This is a genomic window from Vibrio sp. 10N.222.55.C7, from assembly GCF_041473335.1.
Classification (GTDB): Bacteria; Pseudomonadota; Gammaproteobacteria; order Enterobacterales; family Vibrionaceae; genus Vibrio; species Vibrio crassostreae_C.
Genome location: NZ_JBFRSC010000027.1, coordinates 34,354 through 59,583 on the forward strand (window position 1 = coordinate 34,354; position 25,230 = coordinate 59,583).

At 45.1% G+C, this 25,230-nt stretch carries 25 protein-coding genes and 1 pseudogene; 15 read left to right on the forward strand and 11 right to left on the reverse strand.

The window, feature by feature from the left end; all coding sequences use genetic code 11:
* Nucleotides 1–17: 17 nt before the first annotated feature.
* Nucleotides 18–443 carry a DUF3010 family protein gene (locus tag AB4482_RS09990; RefSeq protein ID WP_017071370.1) on the reverse strand — a complete coding sequence of 142 codons (426 nt, stop codon included), beginning with the start codon at nucleotides 441–443 and terminating at the stop codon, nucleotides 18–20.
* 259 nt (nucleotides 444–702) lie between these two features.
* Here AB4482_RS09990 and AB4482_RS09995 point away from each other — a divergent pair, with 259 nt between their 5' ends.
* Nucleotides 703–2,340, forward strand: coding sequence for a methyl-accepting chemotaxis protein (locus tag AB4482_RS09995; RefSeq protein WP_372137552.1), 1,638 nt, complete (start codon nucleotides 703–705; stop codon nucleotides 2,338–2,340).
* Nucleotides 2,341–2,514: 174 nt separating this feature from the next.
* Here AB4482_RS09995 and AB4482_RS10000 read toward each other — a convergent pair whose 3' ends face one another.
* The gene (locus AB4482_RS10000) at nucleotides 2,515–2,862 is read right to left on the reverse strand and encodes a DUF3316 domain-containing protein (protein WP_017069799.1); all 348 of its coding nucleotides are present in this window, start codon (nucleotides 2,860–2,862) and stop codon (nucleotides 2,515–2,517) included.
* A gap of 209 nt (nucleotides 2,863–3,071) precedes the next feature.
* Between AB4482_RS10000 and AB4482_RS10005 the strand changes: the two genes are divergently transcribed.
* Entirely contained in the window at nucleotides 3,072–3,941 is an 870-nt protein-coding gene (locus tag AB4482_RS10005; protein ID WP_017064933.1) for a LysR family transcriptional regulator, read from the forward strand.
* A 114-nt stretch (nucleotides 3,942–4,055) separates the two neighbouring features.
* Here the strand turns inward: AB4482_RS10005 and AB4482_RS10010 are convergent, their stop codons facing one another.
* Nucleotides 4,056–5,717 carry a methyl-accepting chemotaxis protein gene (locus tag AB4482_RS10010; RefSeq protein WP_372180885.1) on the reverse strand — a complete coding sequence of 554 codons (1,662 nt, stop codon included), beginning with the start codon at nucleotides 5,715–5,717 and terminating at the stop codon, nucleotides 4,056–4,058.
* A gap of 275 nt (nucleotides 5,718–5,992) precedes the next feature.
* Between AB4482_RS10010 and AB4482_RS10015 the strand changes: the two genes are divergently transcribed.
* From AB4482_RS10015 to dgcA, 5 genes are all read left to right on the forward strand, one after another.
* Nucleotides 5,993–6,505 (forward strand): RNA methyltransferase, encoded by a 513-nt coding sequence (locus tag AB4482_RS10015; protein ID WP_371713949.1) that lies wholly within the window; start codon nucleotides 5,993–5,995, stop codon nucleotides 6,503–6,505.
* A gap of 110 nt (nucleotides 6,506–6,615) precedes the next feature.
* Nucleotides 6,616–7,452 carry an SGNH/GDSL hydrolase family protein gene (locus AB4482_RS10020; RefSeq protein WP_372180887.1) on the forward strand — a complete coding sequence of 279 codons (837 nt, stop codon included), beginning with the start codon at nucleotides 6,616–6,618 and terminating at the stop codon, nucleotides 7,450–7,452.
* 95 nt (nucleotides 7,453–7,547) lie between these two features.
* Complete coding sequence (locus AB4482_RS10025; protein ID WP_017066887.1) at nucleotides 7,548–8,438, forward strand: LysR family transcriptional regulator; 891 nt, start codon at nucleotides 7,548–7,550, stop codon at nucleotides 8,436–8,438.
* Nucleotides 8,439–8,529: 91 nt separating this feature from the next.
* Nucleotides 8,530–9,537: an N-acetyltransferase DgcN gene (dgcN, locus tag AB4482_RS10030; RefSeq protein WP_017061677.1), complete on the forward strand. Its 1,008-nt coding sequence runs from the start codon at nucleotides 8,530–8,532 to the stop codon at nucleotides 9,535–9,537.
* 57 nt (nucleotides 9,538–9,594) lie between these two features.
* On the forward strand, nucleotides 9,595–10,581 hold the full coding sequence (gene dgcA, locus AB4482_RS10035) for an N-acetyl-D-Glu racemase DgcA (protein ID WP_372180888.1): 987 nt from the start codon (nucleotides 9,595–9,597) through the stop codon (nucleotides 10,579–10,581).
* 94 nt (nucleotides 10,582–10,675) lie between these two features.
* On the opposite strand, the gene AB4482_RS10040 is transcribed toward dgcA, so the two are convergent.
* From AB4482_RS10040 to AB4482_RS10055, 4 genes are all read right to left on the reverse strand, one after another.
* The gene (locus tag AB4482_RS10040; RefSeq protein ID WP_102393449.1) at nucleotides 10,676–11,464 is read right to left on the reverse strand and encodes an HAD-IIB family hydrolase; all 789 of its coding nucleotides are present in this window, start codon (nucleotides 11,462–11,464) and stop codon (nucleotides 10,676–10,678) included.
* 78 nt (nucleotides 11,465–11,542) lie between these two features.
* Nucleotides 11,543–11,698: a DUF3012 domain-containing protein gene (locus AB4482_RS10045; protein WP_017061679.1), complete on the reverse strand. Its 156-nt coding sequence runs from the start codon at nucleotides 11,696–11,698 to the stop codon at nucleotides 11,543–11,545.
* Between the two features lie 240 nt (nucleotides 11,699–11,938).
* Nucleotides 11,939–12,295, reverse strand: a complete 357-nt coding sequence (gene hpf, locus AB4482_RS10050; protein ID WP_017061680.1) for a ribosome hibernation-promoting factor, HPF/YfiA family — start codon at nucleotides 12,293–12,295, stop codon at nucleotides 11,939–11,941.
* Nucleotides 12,296–12,632: 337 nt separating this feature from the next.
* Nucleotides 12,633–12,890: a hypothetical protein gene (locus AB4482_RS10055; protein ID WP_229648214.1), complete on the reverse strand. Its 258-nt coding sequence runs from the start codon at nucleotides 12,888–12,890 to the stop codon at nucleotides 12,633–12,635.
* 57 nt (nucleotides 12,891–12,947) lie between these two features.
* Between AB4482_RS10055 and AB4482_RS10060 the strand changes: the two are divergent.
* Both AB4482_RS10060 and AB4482_RS10065 read left to right on the forward strand, forming a co-directional pair.
* A pseudogene (locus tag AB4482_RS10060) lies at nucleotides 12,948–13,175 on the forward strand (hypothetical protein); the annotation flags it as partial.
* Between the two features lie 413 nt (nucleotides 13,176–13,588).
* Nucleotides 13,589–15,019 (forward strand): YfcC family protein, encoded by a 1,431-nt coding sequence (locus AB4482_RS10065; RefSeq protein ID WP_017066892.1) that lies wholly within the window; start codon nucleotides 13,589–13,591, stop codon nucleotides 15,017–15,019.
* Nucleotides 15,020–15,140: 121 nt separating this feature from the next.
* Here the strand turns inward: AB4482_RS10065 and glgC are convergent, their stop codons facing one another.
* Nucleotides 15,141–16,361: a glucose-1-phosphate adenylyltransferase gene (glgC, locus tag AB4482_RS10070; protein WP_017069804.1), complete on the reverse strand. Its 1,221-nt coding sequence runs from the start codon at nucleotides 16,359–16,361 to the stop codon at nucleotides 15,141–15,143.
* A gap of 402 nt (nucleotides 16,362–16,763) precedes the next feature.
* Between glgC and ompW the strand changes: the two genes are divergently transcribed.
* Both ompW and AB4482_RS10080 read left to right on the forward strand, forming a co-directional pair.
* Nucleotides 16,764–17,405 carry an outer membrane protein OmpW gene (ompW, locus tag AB4482_RS10075; protein WP_372180889.1) on the forward strand — a complete coding sequence of 214 codons (642 nt, stop codon included), beginning with the start codon at nucleotides 16,764–16,766 and terminating at the stop codon, nucleotides 17,403–17,405.
* A 200-nt stretch (nucleotides 17,406–17,605) separates the two neighbouring features.
* Nucleotides 17,606–19,417 (forward strand): choice-of-anchor I family protein, encoded by a 1,812-nt coding sequence (locus AB4482_RS10080; RefSeq protein WP_372180890.1) that lies wholly within the window; start codon nucleotides 17,606–17,608, stop codon nucleotides 19,415–19,417.
* Between the two features lie 107 nt (nucleotides 19,418–19,524).
* On the opposite strand, the gene AB4482_RS10085 is transcribed toward AB4482_RS10080, so the two are convergent.
* Nucleotides 19,525–20,244, reverse strand: coding sequence for an SDR family oxidoreductase (locus AB4482_RS10085; protein ID WP_004733012.1), 720 nt, complete (start codon nucleotides 20,242–20,244; stop codon nucleotides 19,525–19,527).
* A 210-nt stretch (nucleotides 20,245–20,454) separates the two neighbouring features.
* On the opposite strand from AB4482_RS10085, the gene AB4482_RS10090 reads away from it, so the two are divergent.
* Entirely contained in the window at nucleotides 20,455–21,360 is a 906-nt protein-coding gene (locus AB4482_RS10090) for a LysR family transcriptional regulator (protein ID WP_136974130.1), read from the forward strand.
* A 47-nt stretch (nucleotides 21,361–21,407) separates the two neighbouring features.
* Here the strand turns inward: AB4482_RS10090 and AB4482_RS10095 are convergent, their stop codons facing one another.
* Nucleotides 21,408–21,746: a helix-turn-helix domain-containing protein gene (locus AB4482_RS10095; protein WP_004741127.1), complete on the reverse strand. Its 339-nt coding sequence runs from the start codon at nucleotides 21,744–21,746 to the stop codon at nucleotides 21,408–21,410.
* A 105-nt stretch (nucleotides 21,747–21,851) separates the two neighbouring features.
* Between AB4482_RS10095 and AB4482_RS10100 the strand changes: the two genes are divergently transcribed.
* Together AB4482_RS10100 and AB4482_RS10105 are read left to right on the forward strand one after the other, a co-directional pair.
* Nucleotides 21,852–22,619 (forward strand): SDR family NAD(P)-dependent oxidoreductase, encoded by a 768-nt coding sequence (locus tag AB4482_RS10100; protein ID WP_065584096.1) that lies wholly within the window; start codon nucleotides 21,852–21,854, stop codon nucleotides 22,617–22,619.
* Nucleotides 22,620–22,754: 135 nt separating this feature from the next.
* Nucleotides 22,755–23,408 (forward strand): cupin domain-containing protein, encoded by a 654-nt coding sequence (locus AB4482_RS10105; protein ID WP_372180891.1) that lies wholly within the window; start codon nucleotides 22,755–22,757, stop codon nucleotides 23,406–23,408.
* 77 nt (nucleotides 23,409–23,485) lie between these two features.
* On the opposite strand, the gene AB4482_RS10110 is transcribed toward AB4482_RS10105, so the two are convergent.
* Nucleotides 23,486–24,124, reverse strand: coding sequence for an NAD(P)-dependent oxidoreductase (locus AB4482_RS10110; protein WP_017070397.1), 639 nt, complete (start codon nucleotides 24,122–24,124; stop codon nucleotides 23,486–23,488).
* A gap of 154 nt (nucleotides 24,125–24,278) precedes the next feature.
* Here AB4482_RS10110 and AB4482_RS10115 point away from each other — a divergent pair, with 154 nt between their 5' ends.
* Nucleotides 24,279–25,175, forward strand: coding sequence for a LysR family transcriptional regulator (locus AB4482_RS10115; protein ID WP_210441895.1), 897 nt, complete (start codon nucleotides 24,279–24,281; stop codon nucleotides 25,173–25,175).
* The last annotated feature ends 55 nt before the right edge of the window (nucleotides 25,176–25,230 follow it).

Consider the following 25,230-nt stretch of genomic DNA (forward strand, 5'->3'; position numbering starts at 1 on the left):
TCGCTAGCGATTGATGACTAGCGTTTCATCAAACAAGCGTAAGCCGTTGTAAACGGTGCTTCTTGGTATTGCTTAAGGCCAGTTTCTTTGAACTTCATCATTAGAGGGTTACGCTTAAGGCTCTCTTTGATGTCAGCAGGAGATACAACGGTTACGTCTAGGCCGTCGATCAGTTGAATCGCTGCTTCTAGTTTGAAACCAAAGCCACCGCCAGCAAATTTGCCTTTAGTCTGACGTTGGCGAATTACAACTTTTTCTACTTGGTAATCTTCCATTAACTTTGCAAAAGAGAATTGAAAGTCTTTCATATTCTGTGTGTCGTTTGCGTCGCTAATCGCAACCTTAGAAACTCGGCAATCAGGAATGTTAAATACGCCGTCTGACAGAGAAAGAAGACAGATGACTGCATCGTTACCTTTGATTTCAACACCACAAATTTTCATGTTCTTACCTACTTATTTTAGAGCCCTACATTATGGTGTTATTTCTAACACTTCTCCAGTATTTGCGCGTATCAGCAGCAAATAAGTCTAAATCAGAGAGTATTTTAGTCGCCGAAAGTTAACCTTTGATTGAAAAAACATCACACGAATTTACGGTATCGTTTGCTATGAGATGAAGCTCACAAAAGCTTAGCGGGATTTTATATGTGTGCTGTATATTGCGCGCGCATCCCTATTTGAAGTGTGGTTATTAATCCCAATGAATATCAATAATCTTTCGATTAAGAGTAAAATCGCGATCCCGCTGTTGGTGATTGTGATTGTTTTTTCTACCGTTACTGTGCTCAACGTTATCAGATCAAATGCTCAAGCTGCGATTAATAATGAGCTCAATAATGTGGTTCAGCCCGTGTTAGACAATTTGGAAGATGGGTATCGTGACATTTATCAAGTTATCGCTTCTGCTCAAGGTCTATTACTCTCGAAAGACCAAGCGGCGATTGAGTACCAAAAGTTTGAATTTAAAGACAATGCTTACAAAGCGGTTCCTCGTTTTCAAAGTGTCGAAACCTTGTATCAAGCGGGCGTGTTGGACCCATCTTCACGTGGCGAGTTAGCAAAGCTTGTTAACGCGATGAGCAAGTGGGTGGCACTGCACGAGCCAATGTTCGCTGATCCAGCAAACGCAGACCAATACAATATTGATTACTCGCCAGCGCTTGACGCAGAGTTTGCGATCATTCGTACTCAACTGCGCGATATCCGAACTCTGATCGAATTGAAACAGAAAGAGCTTCGCCAGCAAGCCGATGACTCTATTGAATCGAGTAAGTTGATCATTGAAGTGGGTATGGCCGTTGCTGTTTTCGCTGCACTTTTCGCTATGTGGTTATCCAATCGCTTTATCGTTCAGCCAATCCAGAACGTAGAGAAAGCGATGAATGAGATCGCATCGGGTGACGGTAACTTGTCTCAACGTATGAAGGTCGAAGGTAATGATGAGATCGCTCGTTTAAGTTCTGCTTTCAACCAGTTTGTTGGCAAGATCCATGTCACCGTCGAACAAGTTATTTTTACATCGAATGCGGTACGCGCTGAGATGGAAAACATTAAATCGTTAACGCAAAGTGTTGCTGAATTTTCATCGAACCAACAGCGTGAAAGTGAAGTAGTCGCGGCGGCGGTTCATGAGATGCAAGCAACCAGTGAAGTGGTGAGTGGTAATGCATTAGATGCGGCAACCGCCAGTAATGTTGCCAATCATGAAGTGGAATCGGCAGACACCACGCTTGGCTTGACCGTGACTTCGATTGAACGCCTTGCGCAAGATATCGAGAACGCGGGCGGTGTTGTTCAAGAGCTGGACACAGACGTGAAGAACATTGCCTCTATTTTGGGAGTTATCAAAGGCATTGCAGAGCAAACCAACCTACTTGCTTTGAATGCGGCAATTGAAGCGGCACGAGCGGGTAAACAAGGTCGTGGCTTTGCGGTTGTGGCTGATGAAGTTCGAGCGCTTGCGAGTAAAACTCAAGACAGCACTGGCGAAATCCAATCAATGATTGAACGCTTAGAAGTGGGGGCTAAACACGCGGTTGGCGTGATGACTGAAAGCAAAGTGAGTGGCGAGAAAACCATTGTTCAAGCAGGAACTGCAGCATCTTCATTGAGTGAGATTCGTAACTCAATTGGCAAGATGAATGACATGAACACACAAATTGCTACGGCGGCTTCGCAACAGTCTCAAGTGTCTGAAGAAGTGAATAAGAATGTTCAACGCATCGCTGAAAGCACCATGCAAATGGTTGAGATGGCAAGCAGCGCAGAAAATGCATGTATGGCATTGGCTGAACAGTGTGAAGCGCTAGATAGCCTTGTGTCTCAGTTTGAAGTGTAATTTTCAAAATTAGACAGACGAATATGAGCTGATAATGGTTGCTCGTATTGAGTCCCATTAATCAGCGGTGAACGACAAAAAGCCCGCACTCTATGAGTGCGGGCTTTCTTTTTGACTAGGTGATCAGTCTTTTGACTAGGTGATCAGTTTTTAGACCTGATCAATCACTCAGTGTTAGCTGCTAAGACCGTCTTTGTATGTGTAACGGTAGTCCACTTTTACGTTCGCTTGGTAGTGGATGTCGCCGTTCATGTTAGTGATCTTTTTCACTTCCATATTTGCATCATCAATCTTGAACGAATCGTATTTGGTTGTCTGTTGGAACTGTGGCAGTTCTCTTGAAAGCTCAAAAGGTGTTTTTGCGCTTAACTCATCCATAAGGTTGGTGCCTGCATCGTATGCTTCCGCTTCAGTAACAAATGTATCAGATTTTAGCGTTGTTTCTTGAATTGTTGTTTTAGTTGCTGCAAACGCAGTGGTGCTGAGTACAAGAGTTGATGCAAGTATGATTAACTTCTTCAAAGGGATACCTTACTTTGTTGTACCAGTGTTTTAGAGATTCTCACCCTAGCAATAGGGGATGAGGTTAATGTTAGGACAAAAATATGGTTCTGTAAGGGAATGACTATAGGTGCCGAAGATTAATGCACAGCGCATATCAAGCAAGGTGACACTGATATCTAACTTCAATACACTGTATGGGTAACCAAAGTTCAGCATAAGGTAAAGGCATGGCCAATTGGGAAGGGGTAAGTGAGTTTGTTGCAGTGGCAGAGCGTGAAAGCTTTACTGGTGCGGCGCAGAAGCTCGCTACGTCGGTGGCTCAAATCAGTCGTAGAGTAGCAAACCTCGAAGAACGACTCGCAGTGAAACTGCTCAATCGAACGACTCGAAAGGTGTCTCTTACAGAGGCTGGGCAACTCTATTACCAACAATGTAAGTTGTTGGTCGAAGGTTTAGAAATTGCTGAGCTTGCGGTCACGCAGATGCAATCAACACCCAAAGGCTTACTGAAAGTCACCGCGCCTGTGACTTATGGTGAGCGCCAACTCGCCCCAATACTGCATCAATTCTTAAAGCTTCACCCGCAAGTAGAGCTTGAGCTGATGCTGACCAATCAAAAGCTCGATCTTATCGATTCGGGTGTTGATGTTGCGATTCGTCTTGGCCGCTTGGAAGACTCAAGCCTTGTGGCAAAGAGGCTGTCTCAACGCCAACTTTATGTATGTGCAAGCCCTGAATATATTGAACGTTATGGCGAGCCGCATACATTATCAGAATTAAATAATCACCAATGTTTAGTCGGTGGATTTGAACATTGGCGTTTCAAAGAAAATAGACGCCCTCGCTCAGTTCGTGTTAACGGACGCATTAAGTGCAACAGTGGTTTAGCCTTGTTAGACGCAGCTAAGCAGAGCATTGGCTTGGTGCAGTTGCCTGAATACTATGTGAGTGAAGACCTTGATTCTGGTGAGTTGGTTGAGGTGCTGTCCGATTATCGAGATGACAAAGAAGGGATCTGGGCGCTTTATCCTCAGAACCGCAACTTATCTTCAAAGGTTCGCCTGCTGGTGGACTTCCTTTCTGAGCAATTGGATTAGTGTATGGCTTAAAACCTCCACCGATAAAAACGGGCTTCAGAATAGAGATTCTGAAGCCCGGCGTGTTTTAGGATTAATTATCGTTTGATTACGGCTTACTAGACCGAAAATGTATTAGACGGTGAAGCGATCCACCAAGTGATACAGCTCATTTGCACGACTGTTGAGGTTTTGGCTACCTGTACGGTTTTGATTCGCGAGTTCTGCCGATTGTGAGCTTTGGTCAGAAATTACGACGATGCGTTGAGATATCTCTTGGCCGACAATATTTTGCTGTTCAGTGGCTGTCGCAATAAGCGAGTTCATGTCCATGATGGTATCAATCGACGCTTGGATCTTCGCCAGTGCTTCGGCTGCGGCATTCGCTTCTTCCACGGTTTGCGCACTTCGGTTTTGACTTGAATCCATCGCTTTCACAGCAGCATCTGAGGCAGCTTTAAGTTGCTCTATCATCTTGTGAATGTCGCCGGTGCTCTCTTGAGTTCGGCTTGCTAGTTTACGAACCTCATCGGCAACTACAGCAAACCCACGCCCTTGTTCGCCTGCACGCGCAGCTTCAATCGCGGCATTCAACGCGAGTAGGTTAGTTTGCTCGGCAATGTCTTGGATGACCGCTAACGAAGAGGAGATGTTTTGTACATCGCCTTCTAAACGAGACACCACGGTGTTGGCTTCTGATACTTCGCTAGCTAGGCCTGCTACCGAATCTGCAGCTGCGTTTACGATCTGTTGTGCTTCTTTGGCATTGCCCTCTGCAAGCTTTGCGGAATCCGCCGCTTGGCTAGCGTTGCTAGAGATTTCTTGAGCCGTTGTGGTCATCTCAGTCATCGCTGTTGCAACTTGTTCTGTCTCTTCACGTTGCCCTGTAGCAATCACGTCGACCTGCGCAGCGCGAGAAGACATGCTAGATGTCTCGGCTACGACTTGCTGACCGACATCACTTACGCTGCGAATGATGGTTTGCAGGCTTGCCACAAAGGCATTGAAGTTCTCGCTGAGCTTAGTGAACTCTGGCGCTTTGAAGGTTTCCATTCGAGCGGTTAAGTCAGCTTCGCCACTCGCGAATGCGCTGATTGAACGGTCAAACTGCTCAAGTGGCTTCATAATTGTTCGGTTAACTGCTACTGCAAACACGGCAACCACAAGGGCGATTAATCCACAGAAAATAGCGATGGCAGTCAGTGAGCTTTGTAGTGCAGCGTTCGAGCTCTCTTTCATTTCTGCAATGACCGCATCGATGTCGTCAGTATAAAACCCCGTACCAAGCATTAAGTCCCACTGCGGAATGAATATCGAGTAGCTGAGTTTTGGTAGGGCTTCAGATTGACCAAGTTTAGGAAAGTAGTAGGTGGTGAATTCGCCAAGCTTCGAGTTCTTGATTAGGTCGCGAATCAGGTAATTGCCTTTTTTGTCTTGTAGGTCGTAATAGTTTTTACCAATGCCATCGTTATTTTGTCCAACAACCACTCGAACGCCTTTAGAGTCGTAGCCAAAGATGTAGCCAGACTCGCCATATTCGAGTGTTCTTAATGTCGGTAAGGCTTCTTCTAATGTTGCACCTCTTTCCAAGAACGGGCTGATAGAAGATTGAGCCATTTGCAGATACGCTTTGAGTTCCTTTTCTTTCATCGCCATCATATTGCTACGCGTCGATTCTACTTGTTGTGCGGTTAGCTCGGTACTCTTCATATACGTCACGCTCATCATCCCGATTGCCATCAATAGCAGTGGAATGAAAGAGAGAATATAAAGGCGGTTTTTGATGGTTAGGGTCATGTCACGCTTCCTGTGTGATTGTCTCATGCAATTTTCAACACATTATTAATGTGGTTTCAAAATGTAAATGGGCTTGTTGTTTAATTGTTACCCTAGCGTGTTTTTGTTTTATAAATATGATGACGGTTAGATTTTTTTGGTGAGAAGCCTTGCAACTAGAGGCTTAAGGGCGAAAAAGTGAGTTTGTATCGATGCTTTTGAATTCGACTCTGCTTTGTTAGAATGCGACGCTTTGTAGCACCCTGCTATGTCTATTCGTTAAGTGAGAAAGATTCATGAACAAAAGCCATGTGACTATTGGTTTAACTAACCCAAAGAGCCCGACAAACGTTGGTGCTGTTATGCGCGCGGCTGGTTGTTACCAAGTCGACGAAGTTAAATACACAGGGCAACGCTACGAAAAAGCCGCTAAATTTCACACCGATACCAAGAGTGCTGCGCGAACCATCCCGTTGACCGGTGTTGAGTCGTTTTTAGACAATCTTGATCCTGAAACTAAGATCATTTGTGTGGAACTAGCAGAAGGTGCAACACCACTGCCGCGTTTTAAACACCCAGAAAACGCTATCTATATCTTTGGCCCTGAAGATGGTTCTATTTCTCAAGATGTTGCCGATAGAGCGGATCACGTGGTGTACGTACCAACAGTTGGTTGCATGAACTTGGCTGCGACGGTGAACGTGTTGCTTTATGATCGCCTTGCGAAATCCGATGAAATGGATGAGAGCAACGAGCTGATTAAGAAAAGCCGTGATAATCGTAATCATCTGCTAATCAAAGAAAAGTAACTATTTACTTCTAGTAAAAGTAACGATCTGCTTCTAGTGTTATCTATCCCGTACGCAATCGGATATTATCTTGAGTTCATCACTAGATAATTGAAGGGTTAGATAACACCATGGAAGACAAGCAATTACTTGCCGCGTTGCAGCAACACCCTGTCCTCGATCTATATCAGTTATTTCAAGAAGTTGGTCAAAACAGCTCTCTGTACGTATTACTAGAGAGGTTATCTTCCCTTAAAGAACACCATCAGCTGAGTACTCGTCTTAGCCCTTTAAAGCCACATATCGAAGGGTTGCTAGCTCAATTCGATAGCACTACACCAGATAGCGAGATCCTCAAGGCAGTCGCTCTTCAGTCTGAGATTCAGCAACGAGGCCACAGTATGAGTCGTTACATCATGACATCAGACAACCACCGCCATTTTTCCCCAAATGCAGACTTAGTGATGTTTGGTGATTCGATCACCGAGTGGGCACCGTGGGCGGATATTTTCCGTGATATCTCGATGGTCAATCGCGGTCTCGCGGGTGATACCACGACGGGCATGTTACGCCGTATTGATACCACGTTAAATGTGAAGCCAAAGCTGGTGTGTTTTATGGCCGGGATAAACGATTTAGCTCAGGGTTATGATGTCGACCATATCTACCAGAACTACATTGATATGCTTAAGGTGTGGCAAGAAAATGAGATTCGCATATTGGTGCAATCAACGCTTTATGTTGGCTCTAAACTGCAAGGTTTAAATCCGTCGGTTGAACTGCTCAATAGCAAGCTAAGCGAGTACTGTACACAGCAAGGCATTGCGTTCTTAGATGTGAATTCAGTATTGTCGCCTAATAAGCTGTTGTCGAACAAGTACTCGTGTGATGATCTGCATTTGAATGCGAAGGCTTATCAAACTTGGGCTGAGATACTTCAACCTACGATAGCTGAGCTACTAAAATAGACTCACGCAAAACGCTAGCTAGACCGATAAACAGCTTAGCTAATACAAGAAAAGCCAAACCCTAGATTTGTTTCGCGAACCATAAGGACATCAATGTGAACCTAAGACAATTGGAAGTCTTTTACGCCATTATGCAGACCGGAACCGTATCTGGAGCCGCGCGCAGCTTGCATGTGTCGCAACCAAACGTGACCCGTATTTTGGCGCACACGGAGCAACAACTTGGGTTTGGCTTATTCGAACGAGTTAAAGGGCGGTTGGTGCCAACGGTTGAGGCAAAAACCTTACTGCCAGAAGCGGAAAAGGTGTATCAGCAATTGGGGCAATTTCGATCTCTGACCAACAAAGTGAAGCAAGGCCATCAGCATTTACGCATTGGTGCGCCGCCGATACTGGCGACTAAATTACTAACTCAGGTAATAGCCCAAATGTCTCGGGAACAAGAGCTCTCTTTTGAGTTGCTGACTGCAAACCGTGATGAGCTGTGTGCTGGGTTATTAAAGCATGAGCTTGATATTGCTATCGCGTTTGGCGATGAAGCACCGCCTGCGATATTAAGTGAAACGCTATTAACCGAATCACTAAAGGTTTTGGTTCCTTCCAATACGGTTGATCATTTCCCCGCGGAATTAACGTTAGATGATCTGATCAATTATCCGCTGCCAATCATCGGGCTCGATAGCCGCGATCCATTAGGCCTCCTGTTACATCAACGCCTTATTGCACGTGAGCAGCATTATCACCACCCGATATCTGTACGTGGGTATAGCGCCGCTGCGGAACTGGTCAAGCACCAAGCGGGGTTTGCGATTGTTGATCCGTGGACGGCAGAGCAATATCAAAATGACGATGCGGTCTGTGTGTTGCCGCTTCAACCAGACATCCAATTTTCGGTATCGATGCTTTGCGCTGAGCACACCCCTCAGTCGATTTCCGTTAAGCAATTTATCGCTTCATTGAAAATCCATACTCACCCTATAACTTAAGGTTATAGGCTCGCCATAAATAGGCATTCGGCAGCTTCGAAGTTCTTAATTAAAGTAAACCCATACAAGGGCTTATTAATTAGGAATACTCATGTCGATCGCTCAACCTTACCTTCTTTTTCTTGGGGATGTTACTGACCCACTCGCTGCAAAAACAGCTCGCGGTATTCATCAATGGCGACCAGAAATCTGCCTAGGTCAACTGCGTTTAACGGGTGATACCGTTTCACTGGGCTTAACGGATATGACCCTGCAAGAGGCGCAAGCGCAGGGCGCGAAGACGCTAGTGATTGGTACCGCAAATCCGGGTGGTGTTATTCCTGATTCTTGGCAGTCAACCATTATGGCCGCTGCAGAAATGGGATATGAGATTGCATCTGGCATGCACCAACGATTGAGTGAATTTTCACCGCTTGCTGACATGCAGCAACAAGGATTGACTAAGCTTCATGATGTGCGCCATTTTGACGGTGTTCTTAATGTTGGTAACGGTAAGCTTCGTCAAGGTAAGCGCCTGCTTACTGTCGGAACTGATTGCTCAGTAGGCAAAATGTTCTCGGCATTAGCGATTGAAAAGTCGCTTAAACAAGCGGGAACATCCGCTCAGTTTAAAGCGACAGGGCAGACAGGTATTTTGATTGAAGGCAGCGGTATTTCGATTGATGCGGTGGTTGCGGATTTTATTTCTGGCGCAGTTGAAGCGATTAGCCCTGATTTTACCGACCACGATTGGGACATCATTGAAGGGCAAGGCTCTTTGTTCAACCCTTCGTTTGCAGGCGTGAGTTTGGGTCTTTTACATGGCGCACAAGCTGATGCCTTAGTGCTGTGTCATGAAGTTGGGCGACCACATATTCGTAACCTTCCTCATGCTAAATTACCAAGCATAGAACAGACGATTGAAGCCAACTTGCAAGCGGCGCGACTGACTAATCCAGACGCGAAGCTGGTGGGTATCTGCTTGAACACGTCGGCGATTAGCATTGAAGAGGCTGAGACATTGTGCCAAGAATGGACCACACTCTATCAAGTGCCAGTGACGGACCCAGTGCGCTTTGGTGTACAACACATTACTGATCATTTGCGACATTCACTTTAACGACTTCATCATTTCTACGTTTCCATTTGTTAAAGTGAACATCAACCGAGTGAAATTATGAAGATTACAGCTGAACCCATTATTATCGCGATGCAAACGCCTTTTCGCATCTCTCGTGGCAGTCGAACTGAGTGTCACGTTGTTCGTGTTTACATTGAACATGGTGGCAAACGAGCTCAGGGCGAATGCACGCCTTACCCACGATACGGCGAGTCATCGGAGTCTGTGTTAGCGCAAATCCAACAAGCGTCTAGCGCACTTGAAGCTATGTTTGAACGAGGCGTTACTGATCCGGCAGAGCTAAGAGATCATCTTCAGTCTTTATTGACCGGAGGGGCAGCGCGCAATGCGGTCGATTGTGCGCTTTGGGATTTTGAAGCTCAGCAGAACGACCAGACGTTTCCGAATAGCTTGTTTGAGTTGCCTGCTCAAATCGTGACTGCAATGACAGTCTCGATTGGCACGCCAGAAGCCATGGCGACTCAGGCTCGAGACTATGTCGCGAATGGTGCGAAACTTCTGAAAGTGAAGCTTGACGGCGAGCAGGTGGTAGAGCGTGTTCGCGCGGTACGAGAAGCTGCGGCAGATATTCAGATTGTACTGGATGCCAATGAAGCGTGGACGGGCCTGAATCTCGAAGAGTTGTTTAATCAACTAACAGAGTTTGATATTGCGATGATCGAACAACCTCTTCCACAGCAGCACGATGCGTCACTGGCACACATCAATCACCCGATCCCACTGTGTGCTGATGAAAGCTGTCATACTACTTCACAGCTCTCATCGCTGTTGGGTAAGTATGAAATGGTCAACATCAAACTCGATAAAACGGGCGGTTTGACTGAAGCATTGGTTCTTGCAGAAGAAGCCAAAAGGCTAGGATTTACGCTGATGTCTGGTTGTATGCTTGGTACATCATTAGCGATGCGTGCAGCTCTGCCTATCGCCGTTCAATCTGAAATCGTCGACCTTGATGGCCCGGTCTTACTTGGTCAAGACGTTTCTCCTGCTCTGACTTATCGAGATGGGATGATTATTCTCTAAGTTCGTTGAGCCCGTTTAATCGATGGACATGACATGAATGAAATCGTATGAGTGAAAACTTGTGCGATTTTTGCTTCAAAGTCTGAGCGATTATCTAAATTACTTCACTTTTAAGCCTCAGCAGCGCATCCACAAATTCTGCAAACCCATAGCCACCAGGCTGCGACATGACCCTGCTTGGATGATGCTCTAGCTTATCCCAATAATGTTGAATGTTTGCCACGCCAACGGTAAGTGGAAGTGATTCGAACATCTGCTGATCATTCATTGAATCGCCGACATAGCAGGCTTGATTGTGGATTTGCTCAAGCGATAAGCCTTTATTAGCCAGGAAACGGTGCACGGCGTTTTTCTTTGAGTGTTCGCCGTACCAAGCGTTGATATGAATCGAACTTGCCGTCGCGTGTGCGCCTAAAGCGTGTATTCTTTCGAGTACCGCTTGAACAGTTTCAGGATCAACAGGCTTACGGTTTTGGCCGATATCAATCGCGACCTCACACAAGCGGTAAGATTGATCCAAAGTTAGCGATAGGTCGGGGTAACTCAACAAGATCGCTTCAACTTCTTGTTTTAGCTTAGCTTGGTTCTTACGCACTTGTTCTAGCGGTGTTTCAGATGAGAGTTGTAATGCATCATCTTGCTTCTCTAGTAAGAAGGCGCCGTTTTCTCCAAGCACGGCATCGACAGGCCAGAGCTGCGCAATATGGTCACACCAACCAGCACAGGCTCCCGTTACAGCGACCACTTTGATTCCATTGTCTCTCAGCTTTTGTAACACAATCAGGGTTTCTGGAGGGAGTGAACCTTGCCAAGTGAGCGTGTCATCGACGTCGGTTAATACCCATTCGATGTGCTTCCAGTTGTTGTCTAGTTGGTGTTCCATTAAAACTCACTTATTCCATGGATTGTTTTACACAGAGCGTATTAATTCAGCCCAATGTAGAATTAGAAGCTAACGTGATTAGAAAATACAGTGTTTAGCAAAATCGCCCGCTTCATTAGCCGTCCAGTCACCTTTAGGCTTTTCTTTCATATCCGCACACCAAGCTTCACTGCCAACCTCGGTACAAGCCATTAATTGAGTAGCAAGGAAAAGTATCAACGCGATTTTCTTCATAATAAACATTCCGTTGTGGTCTAAATTTCTGCTTATAACTGTATCAAATCCCACAAGTGATTGTTATAGCTGCTAAGAACTTAAGGGCGTTAATAATGATGTGGGGTTGAGCTGAATTCGAGGGACGGTAAAGAAGCGAAGGTTTGCTTGGCTTTAAGATCGAAAAAGCCAGCAACGTATGCTGGCTTTGAAATTCTTAATAAGTTTCTATTCGTTATTTCGCTTTAACTACTTATCGATTTATACCAATTTCATCTCTTGGATGATGTCCGAAGCAATCTCTGGCTTCGTGCTTGTTGGTTTCTCGTGTAGGTCGGCTTTCAATTGTCCCTTACGGTTACTTAGGCCCGCTTCAAGTTTCTTAAGTGCTGCAGCGATAGCTGGGTACATAACATCGTCTGTCGATTTTGCTGTTACTCGTACACCTTCGTAGTTGGTGAATACTTCAACCTGATGTTGACCGTGTTCTTTAGTAATGATGATGTCGCAACTGATCAGTGATGGGAAATGGTTAGATATCTTCTCGAATTTACCTTCGATGTCTTTGCGTGACTCGTCGTTAATTGATACATGATGTGTTTGAACATTTATTTTCATAAATCATACCTTTCCAATGACTGTGTCATTTAAACGTAGCAAACATCGCATAGATTAACCAACTGAGAATTAGCACATGTGTGATTGACTTCAGTGTTATCAAATATTCTCTTGTTACTCCCTTGAAAGTCCGATGAACTGATCGCATATTATGTTTCGTGTTTTAAAGACATGTTCAAAAAAACTCCATCCTTGATAATTTGCGCTAACCTACAGCGAATTCCCAGTGAATCTCTCTTTATCGGTTTTATAATTCCGAACTTGTCACTCCATTGATTTTCTTTCCAGCTCACTCACTTTTTCTTCTTTGATTAAAAACTCAGCTTAAGTTACTAATTTATAGACACTCAACTGCCCACTCCATATTGAAGTGAAACTCTCCTGCTGTGAGTTGAGACTCGGGTATGGTAATGCGTGCTCGAATATCGACTTCTTTATTGGATGCCAGTTGATCGACAGGAAATTCGACGCCCTGACGCCAATAATTAATGTCACCTTCATAGCGAACCGGCGTTTCGACTTTGAATCGCACAAGTTCTGAAATGCGAGACTCATCAATTGAGCCTAGATCAATATGTTGCAGTTTGAGCAACAATCGAGAATCTTTGCGATTGGACTCAAGCTTAAGCGTTATCGCTCGGCCATCGTATTCTCGGCCACTGAATTTAAGCCGTTTAAGCGTATTAAAACCATCAAAGCCATTAAGATTGATGCAGAAATGCTGGAGCTGTTAGGCAGTGAAGATGGCAACACGGCGATGATCAAAGTGAGCTGGGATGAGAAGGGAATGAAGGTCTATAAGGATGGCTACTTAGCGGATTATGAGTACGGGATTGCCCCTCATGAGATGCAAGAAAACTACGAATTAGCACCTAAGTAACTCGATTCGATTGCAGAAAAGCGCCTTACTTATTAGTGGGCGCTTTTCTTTTGCTCACCAAAGCATGACGAAACTCACACTTTTCTGACAATTAATGACTCGTTGTGCTAGTATGCGCCGCTTGTCTTTGTAATTGATAAAAAACGCATTACCAAAACAGACTTTTCTGTTTACCTGCTTGTAATGACCTCATTCAGTTTGGCCTGACTTGGCTGAACATCTGCATTTTGCTCGGACGCAAAGAGAGTAGTTCTCACTACTTCACTATGTACATTTGAGAGCACCATCTATCAAAGGCCTTTTTGAAACAACCTAAATTAGCGCGAACTTAGTTCAGCGTGAAGGGTTTCGTTTTTCCAAAAATCCCTCCGGCGGCTAAGTGAACCTTAGTTGCTGACAAATAAGGAGTCTATATGACGACTACGGTATCTACATCCGTACCTACATCTCAAGCTGCTAACGCAGCGCCCACAGAGAAAGAAGTAAACCACCCGTTTCTCTCTTTGGTTATCATGGTGATCGTTGCTGCAATTGCAACTTACTTCATCCCTGCTGGTGAATTCGAGCGAGTGGTCATGAATGGCCGCACGGTTATCGACCCAGACAGCTACACACAATTGACCAGCAACCCAACAACATTAGCCTCTTTTTTCGAATCATTTTTTAAAGGCTTCAAATCCGCTTCTGGCGTGATGGGCGTTGTGGTATTTGTGGGTGGTGCTTTTGGCATTATCAAACACATGGGTCTGTTAGACGCATCCGTTGTTGCACTAACTACTAAGCTAAAGAAGCAAGGCTTATACGTGATTGCGCCTGTGATCATGACGGCGATCTTCTTCAACGTTACCTTCACCGGTATGCGTGAACTTGATGTCATTTTCATCTCTTTGATGATCCCGATCTGTATCAAGCTTGGCTATGACGCTATAACGGCACTTGGCGTTGTTTTACTGGCAAGTTGTGCCGGTTTCGCAGCCGCTTTGGCTAACCCATTCTTTACGGGTATCGCACACACTATCGCTGAACTGCCTATGTATTCAGGCATGTGGTATCGCTTTATTGTTGGCATGTTCATGTTGCTAACAGGTGCTTGGTATGTACTTAACTACGCGCGCAAAGTTAAGCAAGACCCGACCAAAGGCTTGTTACACGGCACGGGTTACCACTATGAATCAAATGTTGAAGCGAAAACACTGACCACACGTGAAAAGCTTGCGGGCATCGCGTTCTTGGGCGTATTCGCATACATGATCTTCGGCACGTTGACGATGGGGTTCGGCTTCACCGAGATTGCGGGTGCATTCGTGGCGATGGCTATTATTCCGGGTTTGGTGGCGGGTTTATCTCCGAACAAGATCTGTGAGTATTGGACCAAAGGTGTTAGCGACGTATTGATCGCGGTACTGATCATCTTTTTTGCTCGTTCAGTGCTAACCATTATGGAAGACGCGAAGATTGTTGATTCTATTATCTTCTATCTTGCACAGATCATTTCTGGTAGCTCTAAACTTGTTGCAGCAGCAGGGATCTACTTCTCGCAGGCTGCGATCAACCTGTTCATTCCATCGGGCAGTGGCCAAGCGGTGATCACCATGCCAATCATTATTCCGTTGGCAGATATTGGTGAAGTGACTCGTCAAGTGGCGGCACTGGCTTCTCAATTGGGTGATGGTATTTCTAACTATATTTACCCAACCAATGGTGGCTTGTTGGCGGTATTGGCTATAGCAAAAGTACCTTACACCAAGTGGGTTCGTTTCTTCTTACCACTGTTCTTGTTCTGGTCGGTAGGCGCTTTGGTTTCTGTTGTGATTGCTCAAATGATTGAGTTAGGGCCTTTCTAAGGTTTCTGTTTAATCGAATACATGGACAGTTAAGGCTTAACTGAAGCTGTGTGAGTAAATAAGAAGGCAGCGAATTCGCTGCCTTTTTTCGTTTAAAGAAAAGCTATTCCAACGTTAAAGGTTACTCTTCAAATTGGTAAGAAGAGGGCACCACAATCACGCCTTGTTTTGATATGTGGAAGCGTTTCGCATCGGCAAGGCCATCAAGACCGATCTGGGTTCCGTCAGGCACCTTAACGTTCTTGTCGATGATGCAGTTTTGTATGTGGCAATTTTTTCCAATCTCAACATCTTCAAACAGAATACTATCAATCACAATCGCGGCATTGCTGACTTTCACTTTAGGGAAGAAGATAGAGTTTTGCGCCGAGCCGCCTTCAATTACAACGCCATTCGCTATCATCGAGTTGATGAATATTCCTTGGTTACCTTCAACCGAAGCAATGGTTCGTGCGGGTGGCAGCTGCGGTTCGTAAGTACGAATTGCCCAATCAGGTTGATATAAATCGATAGGCGAAGCTGGCTTTAACAGGTCCATATTCGATTGGTAATAAGAGTCGATAGTACCAACATCTCTCCAGTACGCATCTTGGGTCACTCGGCCTTCTTCATCCCCAAACTTGTATGCGTAAACACTGTTGTTGCCCACCAATTTCGGAATGATGTCTTTACCAAAATCGTGGCTTGAGTCTGGATCTTCTGCGTCTGCCAATAATGCCTGTGTCAGTACTTCTTTATCAAAGATGTAAATTCCCATTGAAGCCATGCTTCGAGTCGGCCTACCAGGTACACATGCAGGGTAACGTGGCTTCTCGGTAAAGTTATTGATCTCTAGAGACTCGTCTATCTCCATCACACCAAACTCTTTAGCTTCGTCAATCGAAACCTCCATGCACGCCACGGTTAGGTCGGCCTCGTTCTTTTTGTGCTGCTTGAGCATTGGCGCGTAATCCATGCGATAGATATGGTCGCCAGATAACACCACCACATGCTTGGCTTCACTGCGAGACAGCAGATACAAGTTTTGATAAATCGCATCGGCAGTACCGCTGTACCAGCTATCACCGGTTCGCATTTGTGGGGGAACATTGGTGATGTATTCGCCGAGCTCGGGGTTAAGCACCGACCAACCATCACGTAAGTGTTTTTGCAAAGAGTGAGACTTGTACTGAGTTAGCACCAGAATTTGGCGAAGTCCGGAGTGCAGGCAGTTCGCGAGTGTGAAATCGATGATTCGATATTTGCCACCAAAAGGTACCGCAGGTTTTGCACGGTTATCGGTGAGAGGGGAAAGCCGAGAGCCAACACCGCCGGCCAGAACGATTGTTAGAGTGTCTTGCATGATCAGAACCTCAATGTATTTATGATTATGAACATAGACTTGCAAGCACTAAGCCAAATGTAACTCATTGAATATTATACGAGGCGAGATTGATTCTTGTTGTTCTGCACCAAAATGATGCACATGAGATATTGGCTTGCTCTATTTTGATCCAAAAAAGATCCGAATAGAGTGAATTGATTGGATTAACAAAATGACGCACGGAAAAGCTGCATTACAAAACTGTCAATAAAATGAAGGAATAAAGTGATCGGGTCGATATAAATTTACATAAATAATCACAACTTTTCACAAATTGATTTCCATCAATAAAGTAGGGTTATTCTATGATACCTTGCACGCAAAATAAGAAATGATTACTCATTCACCAATAAAGATTAAGCCCCCCAAAAGGAAATTATAATGAAAAAGCCAGTATGTGGTATTGCGGTTATTGCGGCTCTTATGTCAACCAATGTTCTTGCTCATAAAGAAGGTGATTTCATCATCCGTGCAGGTGCAGCGATTGTATCTCCTAACGATAGCAGCGGTGACGTTCTAGGTAACTCATCTTTAGAATTCTCAGTAGACTCAAATACACAATTAGGCTTAACGTTTGGCTATATGTTTACTGATAACATCAGTTTGGAAGTTCTAGCAGCAACGCCATTTTCTCACAGTATCTCTGTAAACGGTGTTGGCGATATCGCTGACACAAAACACCTACCACCTACGCTGATGGTGCAGTACTACTTCGGTGAAGCAAACAGCAAATTCCGTCCTTACGTAGGCGCGGGTATCAACTACACCGTATTTTTCGATGAAGAACTTAATGGTACGGGCAAAGATGCTGGTTTGAGCGACTTGTCTCTTGATGACTCTTGGGGTCTTGCTGCAAACATCGGTATGGACTACATGATCAATGAAGATTGGTTCTTGAACGCATCGGTTTGGTACGCAGATATCGGTACTACAGCTAAATACAAAGCGGGTGGTGTTCAGTACTCAACAGACGTTGATATCGACCCATGGGTATTCATGATCGGTGGTGGTTACAACTTCTAACCTACGATTCAGTTTACTAAGGCGCTCAAGCACCAGCCAGCTTGTGCGCCTTTTTTTGTGTGCTTGTTAATGAAATGCTCATTCTAACCCTCTGTTGTTATGGGTAAAAGAAACCGATTGTCGTCACCTATTGTTAACAAAAGGGAAAGATAACTGTCATAAGCGGCCTCTATGATCGCGATTCAAATTATGGAGGATATATGAATCGTAAATTTAATAAGCTGACTTTATTACTACCTATCGCAGTGAGTTCCGCTCTGGCTGGATGTTCTCAGTCAACATCATCTACGGCGAATACGCTATCTCAAACCTCACTTGATGCTTTGAGCCTCCAGTGCCAATCCAGCCAACAGCCAATCGCAAGCGATGCTGAGGTCACCGTGCTTACTCTGGTTGGCAGTTCCATTGCTGACGCTCCGTTTGATACTTCTGCAGCCGAAATCGTCAGCTACGATTCATGTACCGATAAATTGTATGTCGTAAATGCTCAAGCAAAGAAAGTTGACGTGCTATCGATGAATACCGATAGCTCGCCAAGCTCTGAAGGCTCTATTGATCTTCAATCAGCGGCTGCAGCTTCTGGGATTGATATTGGTGCAGCGAACAGCGTGTCGACTCATCAAGGATTAGTTGCGGTCGCGATTGAGAATGCGGACAAGCAACAAAACGGCATCATTGCCCTTTATCTTTCAGACACGTTAGAGCTGATTACTACTTATACGGCTGGTGCGTTACCGGACATGGTGAGCTTCTCGAAAGATGGTCGCTACATTGCCTCTGCAAATGAAGGTGAGCCGAATGCGGATTACAGTATTGATCCTGAAGGTTCAGTAACGCTGGTGGATTTAACCAATGGTCCTTTGCAAGCGACAGTCACTCAGATTGATTTCAAGGCATTCAATCAAGGTCAGCCTCGCCATGCAGAGCTAACCGACAAGGTTCGAATCTCTGCGCCGAATGCAACGGTTGCTCAAGATCTTGAACCGGAATACCTAACATTTGCGGATAACGGAAAACTCTACGTTGCCCTCCAAGAGAACAACGCGTTGGCAGCGATTGATGTGGCGAGTGCACATGTGGATGCGATTCTTGGACTAGGCGGAAAGCCTTGGGATAACGCTAAGCTAGATGCGTCAAACAAAGACAAAAATATCGGTAATCTGCAAAGCTACGCGATGTTAGAAGGCCTCTACATGCCAGATAGCATCACTAGTTACAGTGTGGATGGCAACACCTACATCGTGACTGCGAACGAAGGTGATGGTCGTGAATATGGCATCAAGACTACGCAAGAAATGTGTGATGAGAAAGGTTTTGAGTGGGACGGTGACGATTATCAAGGCACCGAAAACTACACCATAGAAAAAGACTTTTGTATCGCTTATGTCGATGAAGTACGCGGCAAGAAGTTAGATATTGACGCTAACCACCCATTAGCTAGCGCATTAAAAGACAATAAGCAACTGGCTCGCCTTAAGGTGATTAAGCCACAAGAAACACTTGTTGCTGACCAAAAGGTTCAAGCATTCGGTAGTCGTTCTTTCTCTATTTGGGATGAGTCTGGCGAGTTAGTGTTTGATAGCGGTGATGATTTCGCTCGAATCGTTCTTGAGCAAGATCCTGCAAATTTCAACAGCACCAATGATAACAACCAAAGTGGTGACGATCGCAGCGATGACAAAGGGGTAGAGCCTGAAGCTATCGAAGTGGCTGAGATTAACGGTAAGCACTATGCCTTTATTGGTCTTGAGCGCCAAGGTGGCATCATGGTTTACGACGTAACACAGCCTGAAAACGCAAGTTTCATCAGTTACTTGAACAACCGAGACTTTACACAACCAGTGTGTACCAAAGTTGATGAAGACGGTGATTGCGACAACGATACTTACAACTCAAAAGCGGGTGACCTAGGCCCAGAGTCAATCAAGTATTTCACTCGCTCTGGTAACCACTTTATTGCGGTTGGCAACGAAGTAAGTGGTAGCACATCAGTTTACCGCGTTGAGTTCTAATCTCGCTTATTGCTAACAATTAGATTGAATCAAAACAAAAGCGCCACGACTTGTTAAGTCGTGGCGCTTTTTTAGTTCATCGCTGATTTAGTCGCGATAACAAAGGCCTATGGCTGTTGCTTAGTCGGCGCTAGAGCGATTTCACGGATACATACGTTCTGTGGTTGTTGGTAAGCGAATGATACAGCGCGAGCAATATCGTCAGCTGCCAATACGCCGCCCATGTCTTCTTTCCAAGAATCGTAACCGTCTTTGATCTCTTGAGATGTAGTGTGAGACAGAAGCTCAGTCTCAACAGCACCCGGTGCGATAGTAGTAACACGAACATTTGAAGCAGCAACTTCTTCACGAACGTTCTCAGAGATAGCGTGTACCGCGAACTTAGTACCACAGTAAGCAGCGTGACTTGGGAAAGTTTTCTTACCCGCGATTGAGCTGATGTTGATGATAGTACCTGTGTTGCGTTCCATCATCGGAGCAAGTACAGACTGCATGCCGTTTAGAAGACCAATTACGTTCACATCGAACATTGTCTTCCACTCTTGAGCATCTTGAGTATCGATTTGGCCAAGAAGCATTGCACCAGCATTGTTGATAAGTGCATCTACAGGACCAAATTTCTCTTCACCTTGTGCGATTGCCGCATCAAAAGACGCTTTGTCTGTTACGTCTACTTTTACAGATAGAGAGTTTGGTAGGTTAAGCGCTTCAAGGCGGTCAACACGACGAGCTAGAAGTAGCAGAGGGTGACCTTCATCGCTTAGACGACGAGCGATTGCTTCACCAATACCAGAGCTTGCACCTGTAATTACGATTAGTTTTTTCATTTTATTTCCTCTGTACTTTAATTGCGTCGGTTGGCTACGACGTATTGTTTAAGTGCATTCGAATCAAGTGCTTGTTGCCTTGCTTCGTTGCGATGGAGGTATATTAAGGAAAATAGCATTGTTGATATATAGCGCTTTACTTGAAACACTGTTGCTGTGGTGCAACAATAAAAGTGTCTATCTCATAACTCCATTAGTAAGCTGGCGACTATGCTTAATCAAATTAACCTGTCTGATATTCGTTCTTTCGTGCTGATCGCTCGTTTAGGTAATTTCACCAAAGCGGCGGAGGAGTTGGATGTGTCTCGTTCCCACGTATCACGCCAAGTGAGCAGCCTAGAAAAGCAGATGGGTGTGACACTGTTTATCCGCACCACTCGAACCTTAAGGTTGACTCACGCAGGGCAAGATCTGTACGCGAGATGTGAACAAGCCTTAGATAATATAGACCAAGCCTTGATTGCTGCTGTTGATGACGTCGAAGAAGTACGTGGCGACATAAAAGTAAACTGTGTTGGCGGTTATCTGGGCGAGGTGATCATCGCGGATCTGGTCAATGAGTTCATGCAACTCTACCCAGACATCAGCATCAGCCTTGATTTCAGTAGTAACCGAGTCGACTTGATTGAAGACGCGTTCGATATCGCATTTCGTATGGGAAGCCTTGAAGATGCGGGCTTTATCGCGAGAAAGCTTTTGGACATCGAGATGGGAACGCTCGCAAGCCCTGAATATTTTGCTCGCAAAGGAAAGCCAAACCATCCTAAAGATCTCATTCACCATGACTGCTTAACGGGGTCTGTGCGTAAGTGGAGCTTTCAAGCTTTGGATGACACCAAGAAAACAGTCGATGTTCATGTGACGGGTAGGCTGCAATGTAAGAATGGGCGAGTGTTAGTACAGGGCGCGAAATCGGGCAACGGAATTATTCGTGTACCAACCATCTATTGCTTGCAAGAGATCAATGATGGGCAATTGGAGCAGGTGTTTAATGAGTGGATAGTGCCGAAAGTGGACTTTTCAGCGATCTATCATCGAGACCGCTATCAACCGAGCCGAATTCGAACCTTCATTGATTTTGTGAAAGGCCGTTTTGAGCAAATGCCAGTCAGCTAAATAGTGCGTGCTGTCCATTATTTGGAATAGAGTGGATTTGCTTGGGCTTACATCTCGTCGATTTCGTTTTGTAGACTTTCCAGTTGATCCAGAATCAGTAAGAACTTCTCACCAAAGGGCGTCACTTGATATTCAACTCTTGGTGGGAGTTCGTTGAACATCTGCTTATCCAAAATCCCAAACTCAACATTTCGCTTCAAGCATTCATTCAATACTTTGGTCGATAACCCTTCGACCGAGCGCACCATTTCACCGGGGCGATTAATGCCATTTGCCAGTAATTGGTAAACCGTTAGCGACCATTTACAGCCGTAGATGGTTTCGACCATACGAGCGGAACGCTCTGGTGCCGATTTTCTTGAAAAAAAGTTTTCCTGATTTTTCATAAAGATGTACCAATAAGTACCTACCTAACCGATTTGTACTTACTATTCATAGTGTTAGTTCAAAGCCTAAGATTACCACGTTCACATGACTTAGGAGATAACAAAATGAACTTCACTAAAAATGGTATTGCAGTCGTAATTGGTGGCACAAGCGGCATGGGCTTTGAAACAGCGAAGCAGTTAGTCGCTCAAAACATCCATGTGTTGGTGGTCGGCAATAACCCAACTAAGTTAGATAAAGCGGTGTCAGAGCTGCAATCGCTCGGTCATGCTTCAGGCTGGCAAGCTAACCTTTATGATGATGCAAGTGTGTCTCGTCTTATTACGCATTTAGAGTCGCTCGAAGAAGGTATTGGTTACCTTGTGAATGCGGCTGGTTACTTCAACCCTAAAGCGTTTATTGAACACCAAGAATCTGATTACGAGCAATACATGCAGCTCAATAAAGCAACCTTCTTCATCACTCAAGCTGTCAGCAAGTTGATGATCAAAAACGGTGGCGGAAACGTGGTAAATGTAGGCTCTATGTGGGCCAAACAAGCTATTAGAGCGACACCATCCTCTGCGTATTCAATGGCAAAAGCTGGCTTGCACGCTTTAACACAGCACATGGCGATGGAGCTTGCGGACTACAACATTCGCGTGAATGCGGTGTCTCCAGCAGTAGTTAAAACGCCGATTTACGAATCTTTCATCAAACCTGAAGAAGTGGATCAAGCGCTAGAAGGCTTCAACGCGTTCCATCCTATTGGTCGAGTAGGTTTGCCGAAAGACATCGCTAATAGCATCTCTTTCCTACTGTCAGACAGTGCAGATTGGGTAACGGGTGCAATCTGGGATGTTGATGGCGGAGTGATTGCTGGCCGCAATTAATTAGGATTCTTTTTAGGTGGCTATCGCACAGGCAAAATAGCAGCGAGATAGCCTCCTTGATCAGTATTCGCGTAGAATAGAAACGAGAAAGACAACAATAATAATTAAAACGATAACAAGAGTAAGGTCGCCATTATGTTCAATATGGACTTTTCAAAGAGACTGGTTATAGAAACCGAGACATTAGATTGGGTCGCAAGCCCTGCTAAAGGGGTTTGGCGTAAGCCACTTGAAAGAGAAGAGAAAGAATCGGGCCACACGACCAGCGTGGTGAAGTACGATCCTGACTCTTCGTTTTCTGAGCACCCACATCCGCAAGGTGAAGAGATCTTCGTATTAGAGGGTGTGTTCTCTGATGAAACCGGAGATTTCCCAGCGGGCACTTATATCCGTAATCCGCCGGGCAGCGCGCATTCCCCATCCAGCAAAAATGGCTGTACGATCTTGGTTAAGCTCAACCAGTTTAACGCGAGAGACTTAACTCAAGTTCGTATTAATACTTTGGAAACAGAATGGCTTCAGGGTATTGGCGGCTTACAAGTGATGCCACTGCATGAGTTCGAACACGAGCATGTCGCGTTAGTGAAGTGGCCGGTTGGCGAACGTTTTCAGCCGCATCGCCACTTTGGCGGTGAAGAGATATTTGTACTTTCTGGCACCTTTAAAGACGAACATGGTGAGTATCCAAAACACACATGGATGCGCAGCCCACACATGAGTGAGCATTTTCCTTATGTGGAAGAAGAGACGGTTATCCTAGTGAAAACAGGGCATCTGCCATTGGATTAAAGGAATGCTCAGTAAAAGATGAGAAAGCCGCATTGTTTTGAACAAGCGGCTTTTTTTAGTTTTTATATATGAGCTGACTAGTACGCAACACCAATACGTTGGCGTGGGAATTTGCCAGCTTCGAGTTCATCAATCATCGCAATAGCGTAATCGCTGACTGAAATTTTGCTGTTACCATCTTCGTCGGTGAGCAGTTGATCGCCACCAGTGCGGTAGGTCGATAGTTTCTCGCCCGGGAATATTTCTGCGGCAGGGCTAACGAACGTCCAGTTAACTTCGCTATTAGATTGCTTGAACACTTCAAGAGCTTCGCCCTGTGCTAGCGCTTCGTTTTTGTAATCCGCAGGGAAGTCAGGAACAGTCACTAGCGGTACGTTTGGCGCTACTTCTAATGAGCCAGCTCCGCCAACCCAAAGTAGGCGATCGATACCGATGCTCGGTAATGTTGCCAGCAATTTAGTCGCTGTGTTTTTTACGATGTCGTGATTACCCAGAGCACGTCCGCCAATCGAAGTAATGACTGCATCAACGCCGGATAGTTCGTTTGCTAGACTTGCGGCTTCATCTTGTAAATCAAATGAACGAACTTCAATGCCTTTGGTTTCCACGCGGCTTGCATCTCTTACAACAGCAACGACCTCGTGACCACGAGATTGAGCTTCTTGAGCGATGTGACTACCAATCCAACCTGATGCACCTAATACTGCAATTTTCATAATGTCTCTCCAATTATCTAATTTATTGAGTCTGTTTCTCGACAGCCATTGCAGTCTAATAGCTCACTAGGTTGCGATAAATATCATAAAATGATGTAGATTGTATCTATGTAGCTAGCTAATAGGTTTTATTCAGTGGATAAGGGAAAGTGTGATGGATAGGTTGACGGCAATGCGTAGCTTTGTCGAAGTTGCGAATTGTGCCAGCTTCACCCAAGCAGCTGAGCATTTGGACATGAGTCGGTTGCAGGTTTCACGTCATGTTCAAGAGATAGAAGGGTGGCTGAAGCAGAGGCTATTACATAGGACGACTCGAAAGGTGAGCTTAACCGCGGCAGGGGAAATCGCTCTGCAGCGCTGTGAGAAGATCCTCCATGAGACCGCTGAGCTAGAAGTTACTTCACTCAATCAAACCGATGATCTTTCTGGAACCATTCGAATTGCAGCTCCGATTGGTTTAACTCAGCACATGTTGTTGGATGTGGTCGAACAGTTCACCGAGCGCCACCCTAATATCACGGTCGAACTGTTTGCCTCAGACCGCTTTACTCAGCTGGTGGATGAGAGGATCGATATTGCACTTCGTTATACCGATCAACCTGATGATAGTTTGATTGCACGAAAGCTAATGGTTATTGATTCAGTGGTGTGTGCCTCGCAAGCCTACTTAGACAAACATGGTGAACCTGAAACGGTCGAGGCGCTTCGACAACACAATTGTTTTCGTCACTTGAATGTTTCTAAGTGGGATTTTGTTAAGGATAACCAGCACTATTCGGTTGAGGTGTCTGGCACCATTAAGGCTAACGATGTTGGGGTGCTAACTCGCGCCGCACAGCACGGAAAAGGGGTGGTTCGTTTACCTTGTGACTTAGCCAATCCACTGATCGCTAATGGCAAATTGATACGCATATTGGATGATTTTGTTTCGCCAAGCAGCGTTCTTTGGGCGGTGTATCTATCTCGCAGTTACCAGCTTCCGATTGTTCGTCAGTTCATTGATTTTGCGGCACAAGCTTGGGCTAGCGATATCAAGTCTGGTGATGTTTGAAACTTCATAGGCAATGATACATAGCGATAGAAATTTAAAAGGTTCATCGCGGATT